This window comes from Thiomicrorhabdus xiamenensis (genome assembly GCF_013282625.1).
GTDB classification, from domain to species: Bacteria; Pseudomonadota; Gammaproteobacteria; order Thiomicrospirales; family Thiomicrospiraceae; genus Thiomicrorhabdus; species Thiomicrorhabdus xiamenensis.
In genome coordinates this window covers 142,094-157,482 of the sequence record NZ_CP054020.1, presented here as the reverse complement: position 1 = coordinate 157,482, position 15,389 = coordinate 142,094, and the positions used below count along the sequence as shown (strand labels likewise).

At 51.0% G+C, this 15,389-nt stretch carries 16 protein-coding genes; 8 read left to right on the top strand and 8 right to left on the bottom strand.

The window, feature by feature from the left end; genetic code table 11:
• The first annotated feature begins 149 nt into the window (after positions 1-149).
• Positions 150-1,019 carry a bifunctional hydroxymethylpyrimidine kinase/phosphomethylpyrimidine kinase gene (thiD, locus tag HQN79_RS00705; RefSeq protein ID WP_173283791.1) on the top strand — a complete coding sequence of 290 codons (870 nt, stop codon included), beginning with the start codon at positions 150-152 and terminating at the stop codon, positions 1,017-1,019.
• A gap of 4 nt (positions 1,020-1,023) precedes the next feature.
• On the opposite strand, the gene HQN79_RS00700 is transcribed toward thiD, so the two are convergent.
• Positions 1,024-1,254 (bottom strand): hypothetical protein, encoded by a 231-nt coding sequence (locus HQN79_RS00700; protein WP_173283790.1) that lies wholly within the window; start codon positions 1,252-1,254, stop codon positions 1,024-1,026.
• 95 nt (positions 1,255-1,349) lie between these two features.
• Positions 1,350-3,365 (bottom strand): bifunctional tRNA (5-methylaminomethyl-2-thiouridine)(34)-methyltransferase MnmC2/FAD-dependent 5-carboxymethylaminomethyl-2-thiouridine(34) oxidoreductase MnmC1, encoded by a 2,016-nt coding sequence (mnmC, locus tag HQN79_RS00695; protein ID WP_173283789.1) that lies wholly within the window; start codon positions 3,363-3,365, stop codon positions 1,350-1,352.
• Between the two features lie 75 nt (positions 3,366-3,440).
• Here mnmC and msrB point away from each other — a divergent pair, with 75 nt between their 5' ends.
• Both msrB and HQN79_RS00685 read left to right on the top strand, forming a co-directional pair.
• Positions 3,441-3,842, top strand: coding sequence for a peptide-methionine (R)-S-oxide reductase MsrB (msrB, locus tag HQN79_RS00690; protein ID WP_173283788.1), 402 nt, complete (start codon positions 3,441-3,443; stop codon positions 3,840-3,842).
• Positions 3,839-6,001 carry a tRNA(Met) cytidine acetyltransferase TmcA domain-containing protein gene (locus tag HQN79_RS00685; RefSeq protein WP_173283787.1) on the top strand — a complete coding sequence of 721 codons (2,163 nt, stop codon included), beginning with the start codon at positions 3,839-3,841 and terminating at the stop codon, positions 5,999-6,001. The genes msrB and HQN79_RS00685 overlap by 4 nt, the downstream gene beginning before the upstream one ends.
• Positions 6,002-6,040: 39 nt before the next feature.
• On the opposite strand, the gene purU is transcribed toward HQN79_RS00685, so the two are convergent.
• Both purU and HQN79_RS00675 read right to left on the bottom strand, forming a co-directional pair.
• Positions 6,041-6,898, bottom strand: coding sequence for a formyltetrahydrofolate deformylase (gene purU, locus HQN79_RS00680; protein ID WP_173283786.1), 858 nt, complete (start codon positions 6,896-6,898; stop codon positions 6,041-6,043).
• A gap of 149 nt (positions 6,899-7,047) precedes the next feature.
• A complete protein-coding gene (locus HQN79_RS00675) occupies positions 7,048-7,473 on the bottom strand; it encodes a rhodanese-like domain-containing protein (RefSeq protein WP_173283784.1) in 426 nt (141 codons plus the stop codon).
• A gap of 211 nt (positions 7,474-7,684) precedes the next feature.
• On the opposite strand from HQN79_RS00675, the gene xthA reads away from it, so the two are divergent.
• The 5 genes from xthA (at position 7,685) to HQN79_RS12180 (ending at position 10,806) form a co-directional block, all read left to right on the top strand.
• Positions 7,685-8,506 carry an exodeoxyribonuclease III gene (gene xthA / locus HQN79_RS00670; RefSeq protein WP_173283782.1) on the top strand — a complete coding sequence of 274 codons (822 nt, stop codon included), beginning with the start codon at positions 7,685-7,687 and terminating at the stop codon, positions 8,504-8,506.
• A gap of 43 nt (positions 8,507-8,549) precedes the next feature.
• Positions 8,550-9,224, top strand: coding sequence for an NAD(P)H-flavin reductase (locus HQN79_RS00665; protein ID WP_173283780.1), 675 nt, complete (start codon positions 8,550-8,552; stop codon positions 9,222-9,224).
• Between the two features lie 60 nt (positions 9,225-9,284).
• Entirely contained in the window at positions 9,285-10,022 is a 738-nt protein-coding gene (locus HQN79_RS00660) for a phospholipase A (protein ID WP_173283778.1), read from the top strand.
• Complete coding sequence (locus tag HQN79_RS00655; RefSeq protein WP_173286857.1) at positions 9,949-10,323, top strand: phospholipase A; 375 nt, start codon at positions 9,949-9,951, stop codon at positions 10,321-10,323. Before HQN79_RS00660 ends, HQN79_RS00655 begins: the two co-directional genes overlap by 74 nt.
• 126 nt (positions 10,324-10,449) lie before the next feature.
• Positions 10,450-10,806, top strand: a complete 357-nt coding sequence (locus HQN79_RS12180) for a PilZ domain-containing protein (RefSeq protein ID WP_173283776.1) — start codon at positions 10,450-10,452, stop codon at positions 10,804-10,806.
• Between the two features lie 27 nt (positions 10,807-10,833).
• On the opposite strand, the gene HQN79_RS00645 is transcribed toward HQN79_RS12180, so the two are convergent.
• The 4 genes from HQN79_RS00645 to hemC form a co-directional block, all read right to left on the bottom strand.
• Entirely contained in the window at positions 10,834-12,048 is a 1,215-nt protein-coding gene (locus HQN79_RS00645; RefSeq protein ID WP_173283775.1) for a heme biosynthesis HemY N-terminal domain-containing protein, read from the bottom strand.
• A gap of 8 nt (positions 12,049-12,056) precedes the next feature.
• Entirely contained in the window at positions 12,057-13,337 is a 1,281-nt protein-coding gene (locus HQN79_RS00640; RefSeq protein WP_173283774.1) for a hypothetical protein, read from the bottom strand.
• Positions 13,338-13,468: 131 nt separating this feature from the next.
• A complete protein-coding gene (locus HQN79_RS00635; RefSeq protein ID WP_238843442.1) occupies positions 13,469-14,263 on the bottom strand; it encodes a uroporphyrinogen-III synthase in 795 nt (264 codons plus the stop codon).
• A gap of 5 nt (positions 14,264-14,268) precedes the next feature.
• Positions 14,269-15,213: a hydroxymethylbilane synthase gene (hemC, locus tag HQN79_RS00630; RefSeq protein ID WP_173283772.1), complete on the bottom strand. Its 945-nt coding sequence runs from the start codon at positions 15,211-15,213 to the stop codon at positions 14,269-14,271.
• Positions 15,214-15,389 lie beyond the last annotated feature (176 nt).

Genomic DNA, 15,389 nt, shown 5'->3' with positions numbered 1-15,389 from the left:
ACTTACCTCCCATCGCAGAATGCCAGCTATGGCATAATAACCGCCCGTTAGCTGTGCATGAATTCCAGTTTCGTCGATCCGATTTTGTGCGGACAAAGCCCTCGAATCCCGGTGCTAAATGCGCCTTATTATAAAGTGATTAAGATCCTATGTCTTTGCCAACCGTATTAACCATTGCCGGCTCGGATCCCAGCGGAGGAGCAGGCATTCAGGCCGACTGCAAAAGCATTCATGCGCTGGGCGGTTATGCCTTGTCGGTTGCCACCGCTCTGACGGCGCAAAATTCGCAAGGTGTGCAAGGCGTTTATCCAGTATCTGTAGACGCCTTCAAGGCGCAGCTGGACAGTCTGCTTGCGGATTATCAGATTGACGCGGTTAAGATCGGCATGCTGGCGGAGGCGAGCAAAATTGAAACCGTCTCCGAACTGCTTCAAGACCTGCGGGTTCCGGTCGTGCTCGATCCGGTTCTGGTCAGTTCCAGCGGCGCGGTTTTACTGCAACAGGAAGCCATTCAACACCTGACAGAGAAGCTTTTGCCGCAAGTGACTTTAGTCACCCCGAATCATCCGGAAGCACAATTACTCTTGCAGCAGGCAGGTTTCAACGGTTCGCTGCAGAACATCTTGAAGGATAACGAAACCGTTCCGGCTCGGGCCTTTGCCGAGATGGGAATACAAAATCTTCTTCTGAAGGGCGGTCATCAGACCGGGAGTATGGCGTGCGACTCTCTCTTTGAGAAGTTGCAATCGGAACCTGAAATTCATTCTTTCTGCAAACCGCGTCTGCAGGTGCAACACAGCCACGGGACCGGCTGCACTCTCTCATCGGCTATCGCAACCTTTCTGGCTCGCGGCGAAACACTGCTTGATGCAGTTCAAAAAAGCAAACAGTACCTGCATCAGGCACTGGCCGGTGCCAGTCAAGCTCAGCCGCATTACCGCCCATCGCTGCACGAAGCTGAACGTACAGGCGGGCTGAACCATTTTCTGACAGGTCTGAACCAGGACAGACCCGAGTAAAACCTTATTCGGTCGCCTTATGAACGTCCTCTTTGACGTCTTTGGCTTCATCGGAAACCGAGTCGATTACCGACATGGTGGAATCTCCGGTTTTTTCCAAATACTCGATGACCTCTTCTGAACCCTGCACGGCACTCTTAGCCAGATCACGGCTACCGAACCAGTCAAACATAATTGCCAATGCGATAAAAATCAACAGCCAGACAATAATACTGATAAAGCCAAAAATTCTCATTCTACGCTTCCTTTGCTCATGAACCGAAAAGCCCGAAACGGCCCGGGATTTTCCAAAAATCTATCATAACAGCCAATGATCCCGATAGGAATCATCTACTTTTGCCGCTTTCCGGAACGCCATTCGCGAATCTGGAAACGCGCCGGATGCGAGGCATAATACAGAGACTGAGCCAACGGCAAAGCCTGCCCGAAAACTTCGGCGCAAATCATCTCGGCCGCCAAAAAGACCGAAATCATTCCGCGGGCACCATGTCCGTTGGAAATATACAGATGCGGCAAATATGCTTGTCGCGGATACTGGAATAACGCTTTGGTATGCGACTGCGTCAGATACGCCTGCTGCATAAAATCCCAATCGGCCACAGGCCCGACGATCGGTAGATGATCCGGTGTCGTCGGCCGAAAAGCGATCCGACCGCTCTGTTGGTTTGCAAACGCATCAGCCGTCACCTGTAGCCAATCCGGCAAAGCCACTTCAGCCGCCTGCAAATTATGCCGATGTCCGGCAAGTGAAAGCTCCGTACCCATATCCGGAGCTTCAAAGGTCGCACCGCTGACCCAGTGTCCACTCGCCGTTGGAGAAGAGTAACCGCCATGAGTCACCGCCATTTGCAGCGGCTTTCGCAAATCGCTGTCCTGCAGATGCGTTACCTGTCCCTTAACCGGACGCAACGGTGCCTTAAGAGCCGAATTCAGCGTCTGATCCAGACTGGCGGTGGCAAACACCAGCGCATCGGCCTGATAAATTTGAGACCCGGCAGAGACTTGCCATAGCCCTTGCTGATAATGCCATTCATCAACCTGCTGATTTAACTCGAGAGTGATATTCGGGTGTGTCAGACAGGTTTCAACAACCGATCTCGGATAGATCCAACCGCTGTCGGCATACAGGATTCCCGGACTGACCCGATCCATTCCGACAAGTTCCGCGGCCTCTCGCTCGTTGACCCATCTGGCGATCTCCTGAGGCACCCCGACTCGTTCCTTAGACTGCAACCAGTGAGCATGCAGCTTATCGTCTGTCGCCAGCTGAATCAGTCCTTTCAAGTCTCCCTGCACCTTTCCTTCAAACAACCAGGGCTTCAGCCAGCGCATAGCGCTTTGATATCCGGCCCAATACCAGCGCGAACGCTGATTCCAGTCTGCTGTAATCAGCGGATGCAAGGTACCGGCGAGATTGCCCGATGCCTGAGTAGCGACCTCCTCTTCCTTCTCCAGAATCGTCACATGAACGCCCTTTTCGGCCAAAGCGTAAGCGGCCGTAGCACCGGCCAGACCGGCACCGACGACAATCGCGGTCTTTACTTGCGGCAGATTCTGCTGCTCCGGTCGCTCAAACCACGGGGCTTTGCTGCTGACCGATCGCTTATGCGCCATTTTCCCGTAACACATTTCGCGTTTGCGGCCGAAACCCTTGTCTTTCTTGACTTCAAAACCGGCGGCCTGCAGCCCGCGACGCACGATACCGGCGGCGGTAAAAGTCGCAAACGTTGTCTCGGCATGACTCAATCGCGCCATATTCTGAAAAAGCGAAGCCTGCCACATCTGCGGATTCTTCGACGGTGCAAAACCATCCAAAAACCAGGCATCGACGGCGCCCATCGGACTCGAATCGCACTCTTTAAACCCCTCCTGAATATCGCCAAACCACAGACTTAAACGGATATTCCATTCTGGGAGGTAAAGATCATGCCATCCGGGCAACAACGGCGGATAAATCGCCTGTAGCAAGAGCGCCTGCTCGGCAACTTCCGGAAACGCCTGATGCACTCGACTCAGATCCTGCAGGCGCATCGGAAACTTTTCAAAGGAGATAAAATGCAACTCACCCGCCGGCGTATTCCCCTGCCAGACCTGCTGCCAAAGCTGTATCGCAGCCAGAAAATTCAATCCGGAGCCAAAACCGCTTTCGGCAATGCGAAACACGTTCTTCTGTGGATCAAGGAGCAATTCCGCAAAACGTTGCGCCAGAAAGTTATGTTGCAGAAAGTTATAACGGGTTTCATTCAGCCCGTCCTGCTGGGAAAAGTAGCTGTCATCGAATTCACTGGCGAAAGGAACCTTGTCCTGCCAAAACAATTCCGCCGGCTGCAAAGCAATTTTTTTCATGGTTGTATTTTCTTAATCAAAACTGTGCCCATTATAATGGATAGAGTGAACAGCCTAAGCAACAGGAGTGGTGACATGAACAAACAGCCTGAAGATTTAGCTCCCGAAGAGTGGCAACGGAAGCTAACGCCCGAACAGTATGAAGTCTGCCGCTGCGGCGGTACCGAGCGCGCTTTTACCGGAAAATACTGGCAGCATAAAGAAAAAGGAACCTATGTCTGCGCCTGTTGCGGCACGGCATTGTTTTCATCAGAACACAAATACGACTCCGGTTCGGGCTGGCCCAGCTATTGGCAACCGATTTCCGCAGGCGTTATCAAAGAAGTGCGTGATAGCTCTCATGGCATGCTGCGAACCGAAGTGCGCTGTGCCAAGTGCGACAGCCATTTAGGACATGTTTTCACCGACGGCCCTGAACCGACCGGGTTGCGCTACTGCATCAACTCCGCCTCTCTGGATTTCATTGCCGAAACATGATGCATCTCGACCAGCCATTATCTTACCTTCGACAACAGCAACAGACTCTGCAACAGAGAGGCCACCGCGCACTGTGCATACTGCAGGGCGATACCGATTGGGCTCAAGCGCTTATTGATGCACTCTGCAGCGATGCAAGAACTCTGGCGGTCGGGGCGTTTTCCGAACGGAATAACCGGCAAGAAGTCGTACAAAACCAGCTCAAGCACTGGTTAGGACAGGAATTTTCCCATGCACTTATCTCGCTGGAGCAAGGGCTGCGGGCCGATACCCTCGGTATCGTCTCCGGGATGATCCGCGCCAGTGGTTTTTTGATTCTCGTTACCCCACCCGATTGGCCGGAAATCCCCAATCCGGAAAATAAACGGTTTTTAAATTCGCCGCTCTGTTACCGGGAACAGGAACCGTGGTTTTACCGCCAATTAGTCGCCAGCTGGCAAAGTGACGTTATCTGGATCCGCCAACAGGAAAACAGCGCCCTTCTGGTTGCGGCACTGGAATCCGGACGCAGACTGATTCCAACCTTACGGGAAAATTACACCGATGGCGCAGCCACCCAGGAGCAACATCAGGCGATTCAAATGATATTGAAAGTGGCTTTCGGCCACCGCAAGCGCCCGCTGGTGCTGAGCGCCGACCGCGGGCGCGGGAAAAGTGCTTCGCTCGGTCTGGCGGCCGTTCAGGCGTTAATCAAGGGCAAACAACGGATTGCCATCAGCGCCGCCACTCCGGAGCAGACGCAAACAGCTTTCGCCCATGCGCAGCAGTGGCTGACACGGCAGACTGTTCCCGAATTCGCCAAACTGCAAATTCACAAAGATCGGATCGAATTCGAGTACGGCAATCAATCTAAACAGCTCAAGTTTTATGCCCCCGACTATTTGCATCTTAATCAGGTGGAGTGTGACCTGCTACTGATCGATGAAGCCGCGCAAATTCCGACCCCGCTCCTCGCCGCGCTGTTACAGAAATACCATCGAACAGTATTTTCCACAACGTTGCACGGTTACGAAGGGTCCGGTCGCGGATTCGAACTGCGCTTCACCAAAACGCTGCACAAACTGACCCCCGACTGGACACGCCTGCATCTGCTCGAACCCTTACGCTGGAACAGTAACGACCCTTTGGAAAGAGCGATCAATCAGGCGTTGCTTTTACAGAGTGCGGATCAGTTATCCTTCCCGCCGCGCACACAGCCCAAACAACAATTGCAACAACAGATCGTCATCAAGCCGATCAGCAAAAGCGAACTCATCGACAAACTGCCGCAGATCTTCGGCCTACTGGTTAAAGCCCATTACCAGACCAGCCCGAACGACCTGCAGCAACTTTTGGATGCGCCCAACCGTCTTTGGGCGGCATACTACCATGAGCAGACCGTCGGCATCCTTCTCAGCCAGCAGGAAGGCAATATTGAAAACGCTCAAAGCCTGCACGGGCATCTGGTTCCGCAGCTTCTTAATCGCCAGTACGCTTTTGGCGACGCTTTGGGAATGCGTTCATGGCGGCTGATGCGCATCGCCGTCGAACCGCAATGGCAGAATTTCGGGATCGGCTCGCTACTGATTCAAGCCTGGCAAGATGCTGCAAGATCACAGCAGATCGACTTTTTAAGCAGCAGTTTTGGCGCTGATAATGACCTGATCCACTTCTGGCTTAAACAGAAAATGCGACCACTACATCTCGGTTGTAAACGCGACAAAGCCAGCGGCAGTTACAACCTTGTGGTGTACCAGCCGCTAACCGATACAGCACTGCCGCTGGAAAGCGTCCGCCGCGAATTCTATCAGCAACTTCCTTTTTTGTTAGCCGATGAGCTAAAAGAATTGGAATTCACCCAGCTGAAACTGCTTCTAGAGGCCACGCCAGACGAACGGCTTCAAGATTTTACGCACACTCGCACTATCGTCTCTCTGTACCTTCAAGGCAAGCGTCCCTTCACCACCTGCAGTGTTTTCATTCATCAATTCATTCTGCAGCAAACGGATTCGCTGGCAAAACTGGAAGTGTCGCAAGGGGAAATTCTGAACGACAAATTATTGAAGCGACTGGACTGGACGCAACTGGCTGAAAAGCATCATTTGAATGGAAAAAAACAGGCAGAACAGGCGTTCAGAAAGGCTTTAACGAAGATTATGGAACAGGAAGCGGATAAATAGATCTCAGGCGCGGCAAAGCGCCTGAGCCAAGGAAAATCCTTAGTTATCGAAAACCACGGTCTTATTGCCGTGAATCAGAACCCGGTCTTCAAGGTGGTAACGCAAACCACGCGCCAGAACCGTCTTTTCAACATCGCGTCCCAGACGTTTCATGTCGTCGATGCTGTGCGCATGACTGATGCGAATGACATCCTGCTCGATAATCGGGCCGGCATCCAACACTTCGGTTACGTAGTGGCAGGTAGCGCCGATCAGTTTTACACCGCGCTCACTTGCCTGATGATAAGGTCGGGCACCGACAAAAGAAGGCAGGAAAGAATGGTGAATATTAATCACCTGCCCCGTATAGTCCTTACACATTTTAGGCGGCAGGATCTGCATGTAACGAGCCAGCACAATGACTTCCGCATCATATTCAGCAACCAGACGTTCGGTTTCGGCAAATGCCTTCGGTTTGGTATCCGGCGTCACGGCAACATGGTGAAAAGGAACCTGATACCACTCGGCCATGGAACGCAGATCATCGTGATTGGCAATAACGCAAACCACCTCGCCCGGCAGCTCTTTTTCATGCCAGCGATGCAGAAGGTCGGCCAGACAGTGTGACTCCTTGGAAGCAAAAAGGGCGATCTTTTTCGGGCGATTTGAATCGGAAATAAACCATTCCATCTCAAATTGCTCGGCGACTTTTCTGAAGCCCTCTTCAAAAGCTTCCAGCCCACCTTTCAGAGACGAAGCCAAAATCTCGTGACGCATAAAAAACCAGTTATTGGCGGCGTCCGTATGATGGTTTGCCTCCACGATAGTCCCGCCCTGATCGGCGATATACTGGGCAACGGAAGCAACAATCCCGACCTGGTCGGGACAAGAAATCACCAGGCGATAGACATGGCTCATAGTTTTAATTCTCTCTTAAGTAAATGAAATGACGACAAATTTTTATCTTATCAGAAAGCAGCCGTTTTGCATCCCAAAGCCCCCATAGCAAAAAGCCCCCGAACGCGCAGACGCAAGCAGGGGCTTGAACGGTGCAACTTCCTGCGCGGTTAGATGCAAGGCTCTTTAAGAACTACCGTCGAATTTTCCCCTGACGGAATTTCTGTATCACCACCGGACTCGGTCCAGGCATCCATGCCGCCGATCATATTCACGACATTATCGAAGCCCATCTCTTGCAGAGTCTGAGTGGCCAATGCCGCACGACCGCCGGATTTACAAACAACCAACCAGTCGGCATCGCGGGCATCACGCAAAGCCGGATTGGCGCCCGGGTAATTCAAGTCGGCAGCCGGTTCCAGTACGCCGCGAGGAATATTGATGGCTCCCGGAATAGCGGCCGTTAGATATTCACCCGGCTCACGCACATCCAAAATTTTATAACCAGCGGCAATCAATTCTTTCGCTTCAGCCACATCTGCGGTTTTGATGTTGCCCATTGCCGATTGAACATAGTCCATTAACCCTTTACTCATCACGGTTTCCTCTTGATATACATAAATTCAATTGTGCATTAATCATACTCAATTTATCCGAAAATTACATAAATGCCCGACAGGTTTTTACGGATTTTTACTCACACACAGACGGACGGAATGGAGTTTCCCCAAAGAAGCTGGAATTATCCGTTATAATCTTGAACTAAATTTTATACCCTGATTAACCTGCTAAATCATTGGAAAATTTATGAAAATTGTCTCTTTCAATACCAATAGCGTACGCCTGCGTTTACACCAGCTCGAAGCCTTAAACCAAGAAATTGCGCCGGATATTATCGGTCTACAAGAGACGAAAGTTCAGGATCATGAATTCCCGCTTAAGGAAATCGAAGCGATGGGCTTCAACGCCGAATTCATGGGCCAGAAAACCCACTACGGGGTTGCCCTCCTGTACCGCAAAGGCATTGAATTAAAAGCGCTTCAGAAAGGCTGGAAAACCGATGACGACGATGCTCAGAAACGTATGATCATTGGCGATTTCGTCATGCCGGACGGCAACGAAGTCCGCGTCATCAACGGTTATTTCCCGCAAGGGGAAAATCGTGAACACCCGGTGAAATTTCCGGCAAAACAGAAATTCTATGCTGATCTGATGACATACTTGAACTCGGAGTGTCGTCCGGATCAGAATATCTCCGTTATCGGCGACTTCAATATTTCGCCGACCGATCTGGATATCGGTATCGGCGAGCAGAACCGCAAACGCTGGCTGCGCGACGGAAAAACCAGCTTCCTCCCGGAAGAGCGTGAAATGTGGGCCGAATTGACCAACTGGGGACTGATCGACACCTTCCGCACTCTCCATCCGGAAGTCAACGACCGTTTCAGCTGGTTTGACTATCGCTCCAAGGGCTTTGACCGCGAACCGAAACGCGGCCTGCGTATTGATACGGTTCTGGCAACGGCACCTTTGAATGCTAAAGCCGTTTCCAGCGATATCGGCTATGACATCCGCGGAATGGAAAAACCGTCCGATCACGCTCCGGTATGGACCGAATTCAAATTTTAAGTACGCCCGAAGCCGTTAAAACCCATAATCCTAGAGAATTTAAATGTCAGACAAACTCGTTACTTTGGTTCATAAAGAAACCCTGGCTCCAACCATCGTAAGCCTCCTTCTGAAGCCGCAGCAGCCGATTCAATACCATGCCGGTCAATACATTATGCTTGGCTTTGATTCAGCGGACCTCAAACCTTTTTCCATCGCTGCCGCACCGCGTGAAGACGGCTTGATTGAATGCCATATCCGTGACCATGACAACGGCGAGTGGATGCAACGTCTCTTCGCTCTGCAAACCGGCGCTCAGCTTTTAATGCAGGGCCCGAAAGAACAGATGAAAGTAGCAGACAATCATAAGCCGGTTATCTTTGTCGCCGGCGGCACCGGGTTTGCTCCGATGAAGGCGTTGTTGGAAGAGCTGATCAGACAGCAGGCTGGCATGCCGATTGATTTCTATTGGGGTGCGCGCTGCAAGGACGATCTGTATATGCACCAGCAGATGATCGACCTGAGCCAGAAACACCCGAACATCGAATACATCCCGGTCATTTCCGACGAAGTCGAGAACTGGAACGGTGCCAAGGGGCTGGTACATAAACAGGTTCTCCAGGATCATCCGCACCTCGAGAAATATCAAGTTTATCTCTGCGGTCCGTGGGCAATGCAGCAGACCGCCAAAGCGGACTTTATCGAAGCAGGACTCTCGCCGGATAACTTTGTCGCCTGAACGCGGAGCACAACTACCGCAGAATCTATAAAGTCAGGAAATACATCGAGAAATAGTGCTATGCGAGTTTTCACCCTCAACCTGAAATCCCGATCCGCTCAGAACTGGACCGGGGTAACACGCATTTTACCTCTGGGACTGCTGTGCCTCACTCTGAACAGCTATGCACAAGAGCCGGTTCAGGACAGTGTCTCTTATCTCGACTACACCAGCTGTCTGCAGAAAGCACTGCTTAGCGAAGACGACACGACCACACTGGGCGACATCCGCAACCGTTGCCGTCAGGTTGATCAACCCAAACCACTCTCCAGCCGAAAATTGAACGAAGAGGTCACGGAACAGAATCCGTTCGTTCTGACCCCGCACAGGCTTAACTATGCTCTGCTGTCGCACTATGCCAACGGCGTAAATGAAGCGCCGTTTGAAGAACAGGCCGGAAAAACACTGGCTTACCACGACGAAGAAGTCCAGTTTCAGCTCAGCTTCAAATTTCCGTTGTATAAGGATCTTGTGCTGTTCGACAAATCGTTCGATTTTTATGCCGCTTATACCAACCGTTCTTTCTGGCAGTTTTTCGATGATAAGGATTCGATTCCCTTCCGCGAGACCAATCATGAGCCGGAAGTCTGGGTCGAATGGGACGCCGACTTCGACTTTCCGTTTGAATTCAATCTGCACAAGCTGATGCTCGGGGGTCAATCACCAGTCAAATGGCCAGACCAGCATTCTGTCACGCGGCTGGAACCGGATTTTTCTGCAGGGCTTCCTGCAACACAAAAACAGCTTCCTGAGTTTTAAAACCTGGCGCCGCTTCGACGAACAGGACGAATTCGACAACAGCTTTAACTATCAGAAGTATCTCGGCGATTATGAACTCGAAGCCGCCTACAAGTGGAATAAGAATACCTTCGCCATGACTTTGCGTAATCGCTATGACGCCAATCGTTACGGCTCGGTTCAACTGGAGTACACCTACCCGATCAACCGTCGTTTAAAAGGCTACGTGCAATACTTTAACGGCTTTGGTGACAGTCTGATTGACATGCAGTACTTCTCAAGAAAATTGGGCATCGGCATAGTTCTGGCAGATCGTATTTAACGCGTTTTTATCAAAAAAATCGTCTGAAACTGCCTAACTTTAAGGCACCAAAATCATAATGCACCTTTACAAAAGATAAAAAGCATTGAAAATAGAGCATTACTATTAACGAAAATGTTTTTTTGAATGCGAGAAAGAAGGAACTGTCAAAGATATCCGGTCTGCATACCGTGCAAGCTGATATTGGACGGCAAACAACTTGACGGCACAATCGTCGATATCAGCGCTGCGGGCGTCGCCTTTATCTGTCACGTTCCGCCCCTGAGCGCGATCCAACAGGTTGAGCTGATCGTGGATGACTGGAGTCCTCATTGGGAGCGCCAACTCAGACTGAAACTGAGCGCTCGAAACTGCTGTAACCGCCTGCGCATAGACCGTGTCGGCTGCCATCTGGACAAGCCCCCCGAGGCATTCGGCGAATTTTTCGACAACATCGTACATGATTTCACTTCGTATAAAGCAAAGCGCCTAAGACGAGCTTAAAACGGCTGGTTACGAGTCTCTGCCGCCTTAATCTCTCTTTTCGGTGTCTTCTTTATAGGTCAACACCTGATTTTTTTCCTGCAACTGTTCGATCGCTTCCTTATAAACCAAAGCGGCTTGTGACTCCTGACCTTCTGCCTCATAGCAGCGGGCCAAAGCATGAAATGTCTCGATTTGCGGCTCGATTTTAAGGCTCTGCTTCAGATAACTTTTTCCCATCGCCCACATCTGACTGCAACATGCCAAACGCCCCAAAGTTAACAAAAGAATCGCATTGTCAGGCTGACTCTTAAGCCATTTCTCCGCCTTTTTCAGCCGATCGAATGCCGGCCCCAGCGAGATTCTCCCGTACTGATAGACCAGACGGTTATCCCACTGCTTGGAAAGCGCCTTTTCGATCAGCTTTTCCAGCCCGACCTCTTCGGAAAAGCCGATTCGCTGTTCGATATATTCGGATAAAATCTCCGGCTCCAGCTGCTCTTTCGAACTCAACTGATGCCAAAGCGCATCCAGCTCGTCGATATCGTTAGTCACACTGAGTTTTCCGGCCCAAAGCTTGCGCTGCAAAGACCAGAGCTCTTCCCGAACATAGGCCTTGCTCCGCTTGATCTCAGGCATCAGGGATTCCAGTTCACCCCATTGATGCAGCTGTATCAAGACCTGAGCATACTCCTGCAATACCGTCTGATGTTTCGGTTCCTGCTCATGCAATGCCTGTAGCAGTGCGAGTGCTTCCCACGGCGCTTTTTCCAGCAGCAGACGCGCCTCAACCAGACCGATCAGCATATATTCTTCAGGATAAGCATCCCGCGCCTGTTGCAAATAGCGATCACGACGCTTATCGGCCCCTTGATTCTGAGCCATTTTCGCCGCACTGAGATAATTTACCAATCCCGTTTCACTCTGTCGGGCACTACGAATTAAAGCCTTTTCCGCCTTATGCCACTCTCCGTACTCCAGCGCGATCATCCCTTCAGTCATGGCGTCCTGCGCCTTACTGATACGGCGGATTTGACGATGATTCCGCCAGAACTTAGGAAGGTTCCAGAGGATAAAAAGCAAACGGATCAGGACATAAGCGGAAATAAAAAACACCACGACTGCCGCAACGAAAAAGCTCAGGCTGGTTTCAATGATCCATTCGCCCCATGCCATGGACACGATACCGTTGTCATAAAGCATGAGCGTCGCTAAAGCGGAGGCCAGTAAAAGCGCCAGAATCCAGGTTACAACCAGTTTCATACCGCCTCCTATTGGTTCACTGCAGCGATTTGGGTAATCAACAGCGGCTGACGTTGCCACCCTCGCAACGATTTGACAGGCACCAGTGCCGCCTTGAACTCTTCGGCAATCTGCGGAGCTTGTCCTGCAACAACGGTCTGCAAACGTTCTATCGAACGTTTAAGCATGGGTTCGGAACCGATCTGCAATGCATAATCCAGCCGATCAATCTCCATCAACAGGCGCTGCTGAATGACTTCGTGCAGCATCAAAGCCTCAACATGGCTAACCTGCTCGCTTTCCCGCTTCTGGATTTTGATCAATCCTGAAAACTTCTCCAATAAAGCCCCCCAGGCACTTTGCTCGGCAGGCAATTGGCCGGACTCACCTTGAAAATCCGTCTTCGGAACAGGCATCTGCTCAATCAACTGTCGTAAAGGAGCTACCGACGGTTTTTGCTGCTGTGCTGCAACTTGCTGCTCTTTAAGCTGCATCAAATCCTGTTCCAACAGCAAAGACAACGAGTTGCTGGTAGCCACCGGCATCACTTGCAAAGCTTGCTTGAAAGCCAGCAATTGCTGCTCGATCTGCTCTTGTGGAACCTGCAACAACCATTGAGTATTAATTTTGATCGCCCAGGTCTTAAGTTCGTCAAGCGACAGTGGCTCAACCTTTTTATCCATGCTCGCCGGTTGCGCCTGCTTATCCTCAAGCGCGATCTGTTCGGACTGCAATGCCGCCAGTTTGACTTCCAACGCCTCTATTCGACCCTCTTCAATCGCCGCCGGCTTATCCACCGAATCCGTCGAAGCCTTAGGAAGAGCGGAAAGTTTTTGCTCAAACTGTGCTTCCAGTTGCTGTCTCAACTTAGCCAGGCTGTCCGGGGTAACCGCCGTATTTTCCTCAATGGAAGCTTTGATCTGCGATATTTGTTTACTGAGTGTCTCAATGCTCTGCAACTGCTCTTGCCGCGCTTTTTCCGCATCCGCGGCAATCACCTGCGCCTGTCTAATTTTCTGATCCAACGTCTGTAAATCACCATCCACAGTGGCAAAACGGCTAGATAACCAGCTCTGCTCGCTATAAAGGAAAATTAACGCCAGAATCACCGCGATAGCGAACGCAAAATGCAACAGGAGATGCTTAATGCGGCTGATCAGCCCTTCAGGAGGCTTTTCTGCATGCTTTGTCGAACGATACTGCCCCGTCCCCTTCTCTTTGCGCTCGGCACCCCGGGTAGCGTCGGATTCAGAAATGACTTCCGCCTCGATAATTTCACTGTCGGATTTATTATTCTGTGTATCTGACATAACTTAAAGCTCCAGATCATGCCCGTAGGGCGAAAAAGTTGAGTGCACAAGGAGCCCCGATCGAGAAACATACAAAAATCTCGTCAAGACCGTTTGGCCGTCCCTTTCAGATTGTTATCAACATAAAAAGATCACAAGGCCGACTTTTCAATATAGCTTTGTAAAGCGTCTAAAACACCACGGTTACTCTGTGTCTGCAAAACTTCAATCGGCCGGTTCCAACCGTTTTGACGTAAATTGTCGGCAATCCGTTGACTGAAAACCACTGCTAGCTCCAGAAAATCCCACGCAGAGCTATCGAAAGCGAGATATTGCGGGGACACCACAGCCGCTTCCTGAAGCAGATTGCGAAAACTTTCATAACTGCTGATTAATAATACAGGATGGTCGCTTTCCTTGAAACGCAACCATTGCTGCTCACAGAAAGGAAGTGCGGTGCGGCGATAAACAGGTAAACTGAAGATCTGCGCCTGACGGGCAGCAAGGGTTGTCGGCAAAAGATCGCGACCGCCTTCGCCTTTGACAAGCAAAACCTTTTGTCCCTGAAGCTGCTGCATACTCGGATGCGCCAGCAGAGTTTCGCTGTCAAAACGTTCCTCGGACAGAGTCTGAATCGGCAAACCCAGTTTTCTACCGGCTTCGGCGGTCGCCCGGCCTATGGCCAGTACTTTAGTCGGAGCGGTAGCCTGTGCGGACAGGCTTTTACTGATCGCTTGATGCCATCCCTGTATCGCATTGACACTGGTAAAAATCACCAGATCGTAATCCGCCAGTTCCGCCGATACGGAGAAGTCCTGCAGCCACTCGATCGCCATGGTCGGACAAGGAATCACCGCGACCGAATGCCGTTGCAACAGATCCGCAAGTTCCGTCGCCTGATGCGACGGACGGGTATTCAACAGCGTCAAATCCGCAAGCCGAAGCATCACGATCAGCCCTTATGCAGATCCGATGCATAAACCTCTTGCAGAATTTCTTTCGCCCCCTGATCCAGAAGCATTTCACCCAACTGGGTTCCCAAAGCATGCGCATCGGATTGCGCGCCTTCGACCTGATCCTGAATAACGGTAGATCCGTCCAGACTCGCCACCAGACCGCGAATTCGAATGCGATCGCCGTCAAGCAGTTCGGCGAAAACGCCGATCGGAACCTGACAGCCGCCTTCAAGACGATGGTTCATCGCACGTTCGGCAATGGTTCGAATTTCAGTCGGCTCATGGTTAAGCACCGAAATAATCTCTTTGACATCTTCATCCTTGGCGAAATATTCGATCCCAAGCGTTCCCTGAGTAACCGCTGGCAAACAGACTTCCGGCGCGATTTCATGGCGGATACGCTCGTCCAGCTCCAGACGCTGCAGTCCTGACGTCGCCAGAACGATGGCATCGTATTCACCGGCATCCAGTTTGCCAAGACGCGTTCCGACGTTACCGCGCAGATCGCGAACATCCAGATCCGGACGGATGGCCATCAATTGAGCCTTGCGGCGCAGACTGGAAGTTCCGAGAATCGCTCCTTGCGGCAGCTCCTCGAAAGCGGCGTATTTATTGGAAACAAAGGCATCGGTCGGGCTGTGGCGCTCAAGAATCGCTCCCAAAGCAAACCCTTCCGGCAATTCCATTGGAACGTCTTTCATCGAATGCACAGCAATATCCGCATCGCCGTCCATCATGCGATCTTCAAGCTCTTTAGTGAAAAGTCCTTTTCCGCCGATTTTAGCCAGAGGCACATTCAGGATCTTGTCGCCCTTGGTAGTCATTGGAAGCAGTTCGACTTTCAGCTCCGGGTACGCTTTTTCCAGTTCTGCCTTAACAAATTCGGCCTGCCACATTGCCAGTGGGCTTTTACGTGTTGCGATCCGCAGTGTCTCTCTCATTTCTCTTCCAATCTAACCAGTAAAAATATCATCTTTGCCGGATACCTAAGCTATGCATGGCTTCCGGCAGGTGCCATCTTTTTAAAAACGACCACTTAAAGTTTTGCCATTTTACTGAAAAACCCTTAAGCGTTTTCGCTAAAATAAAGGGTTACATAGTACAACAATTACACAGA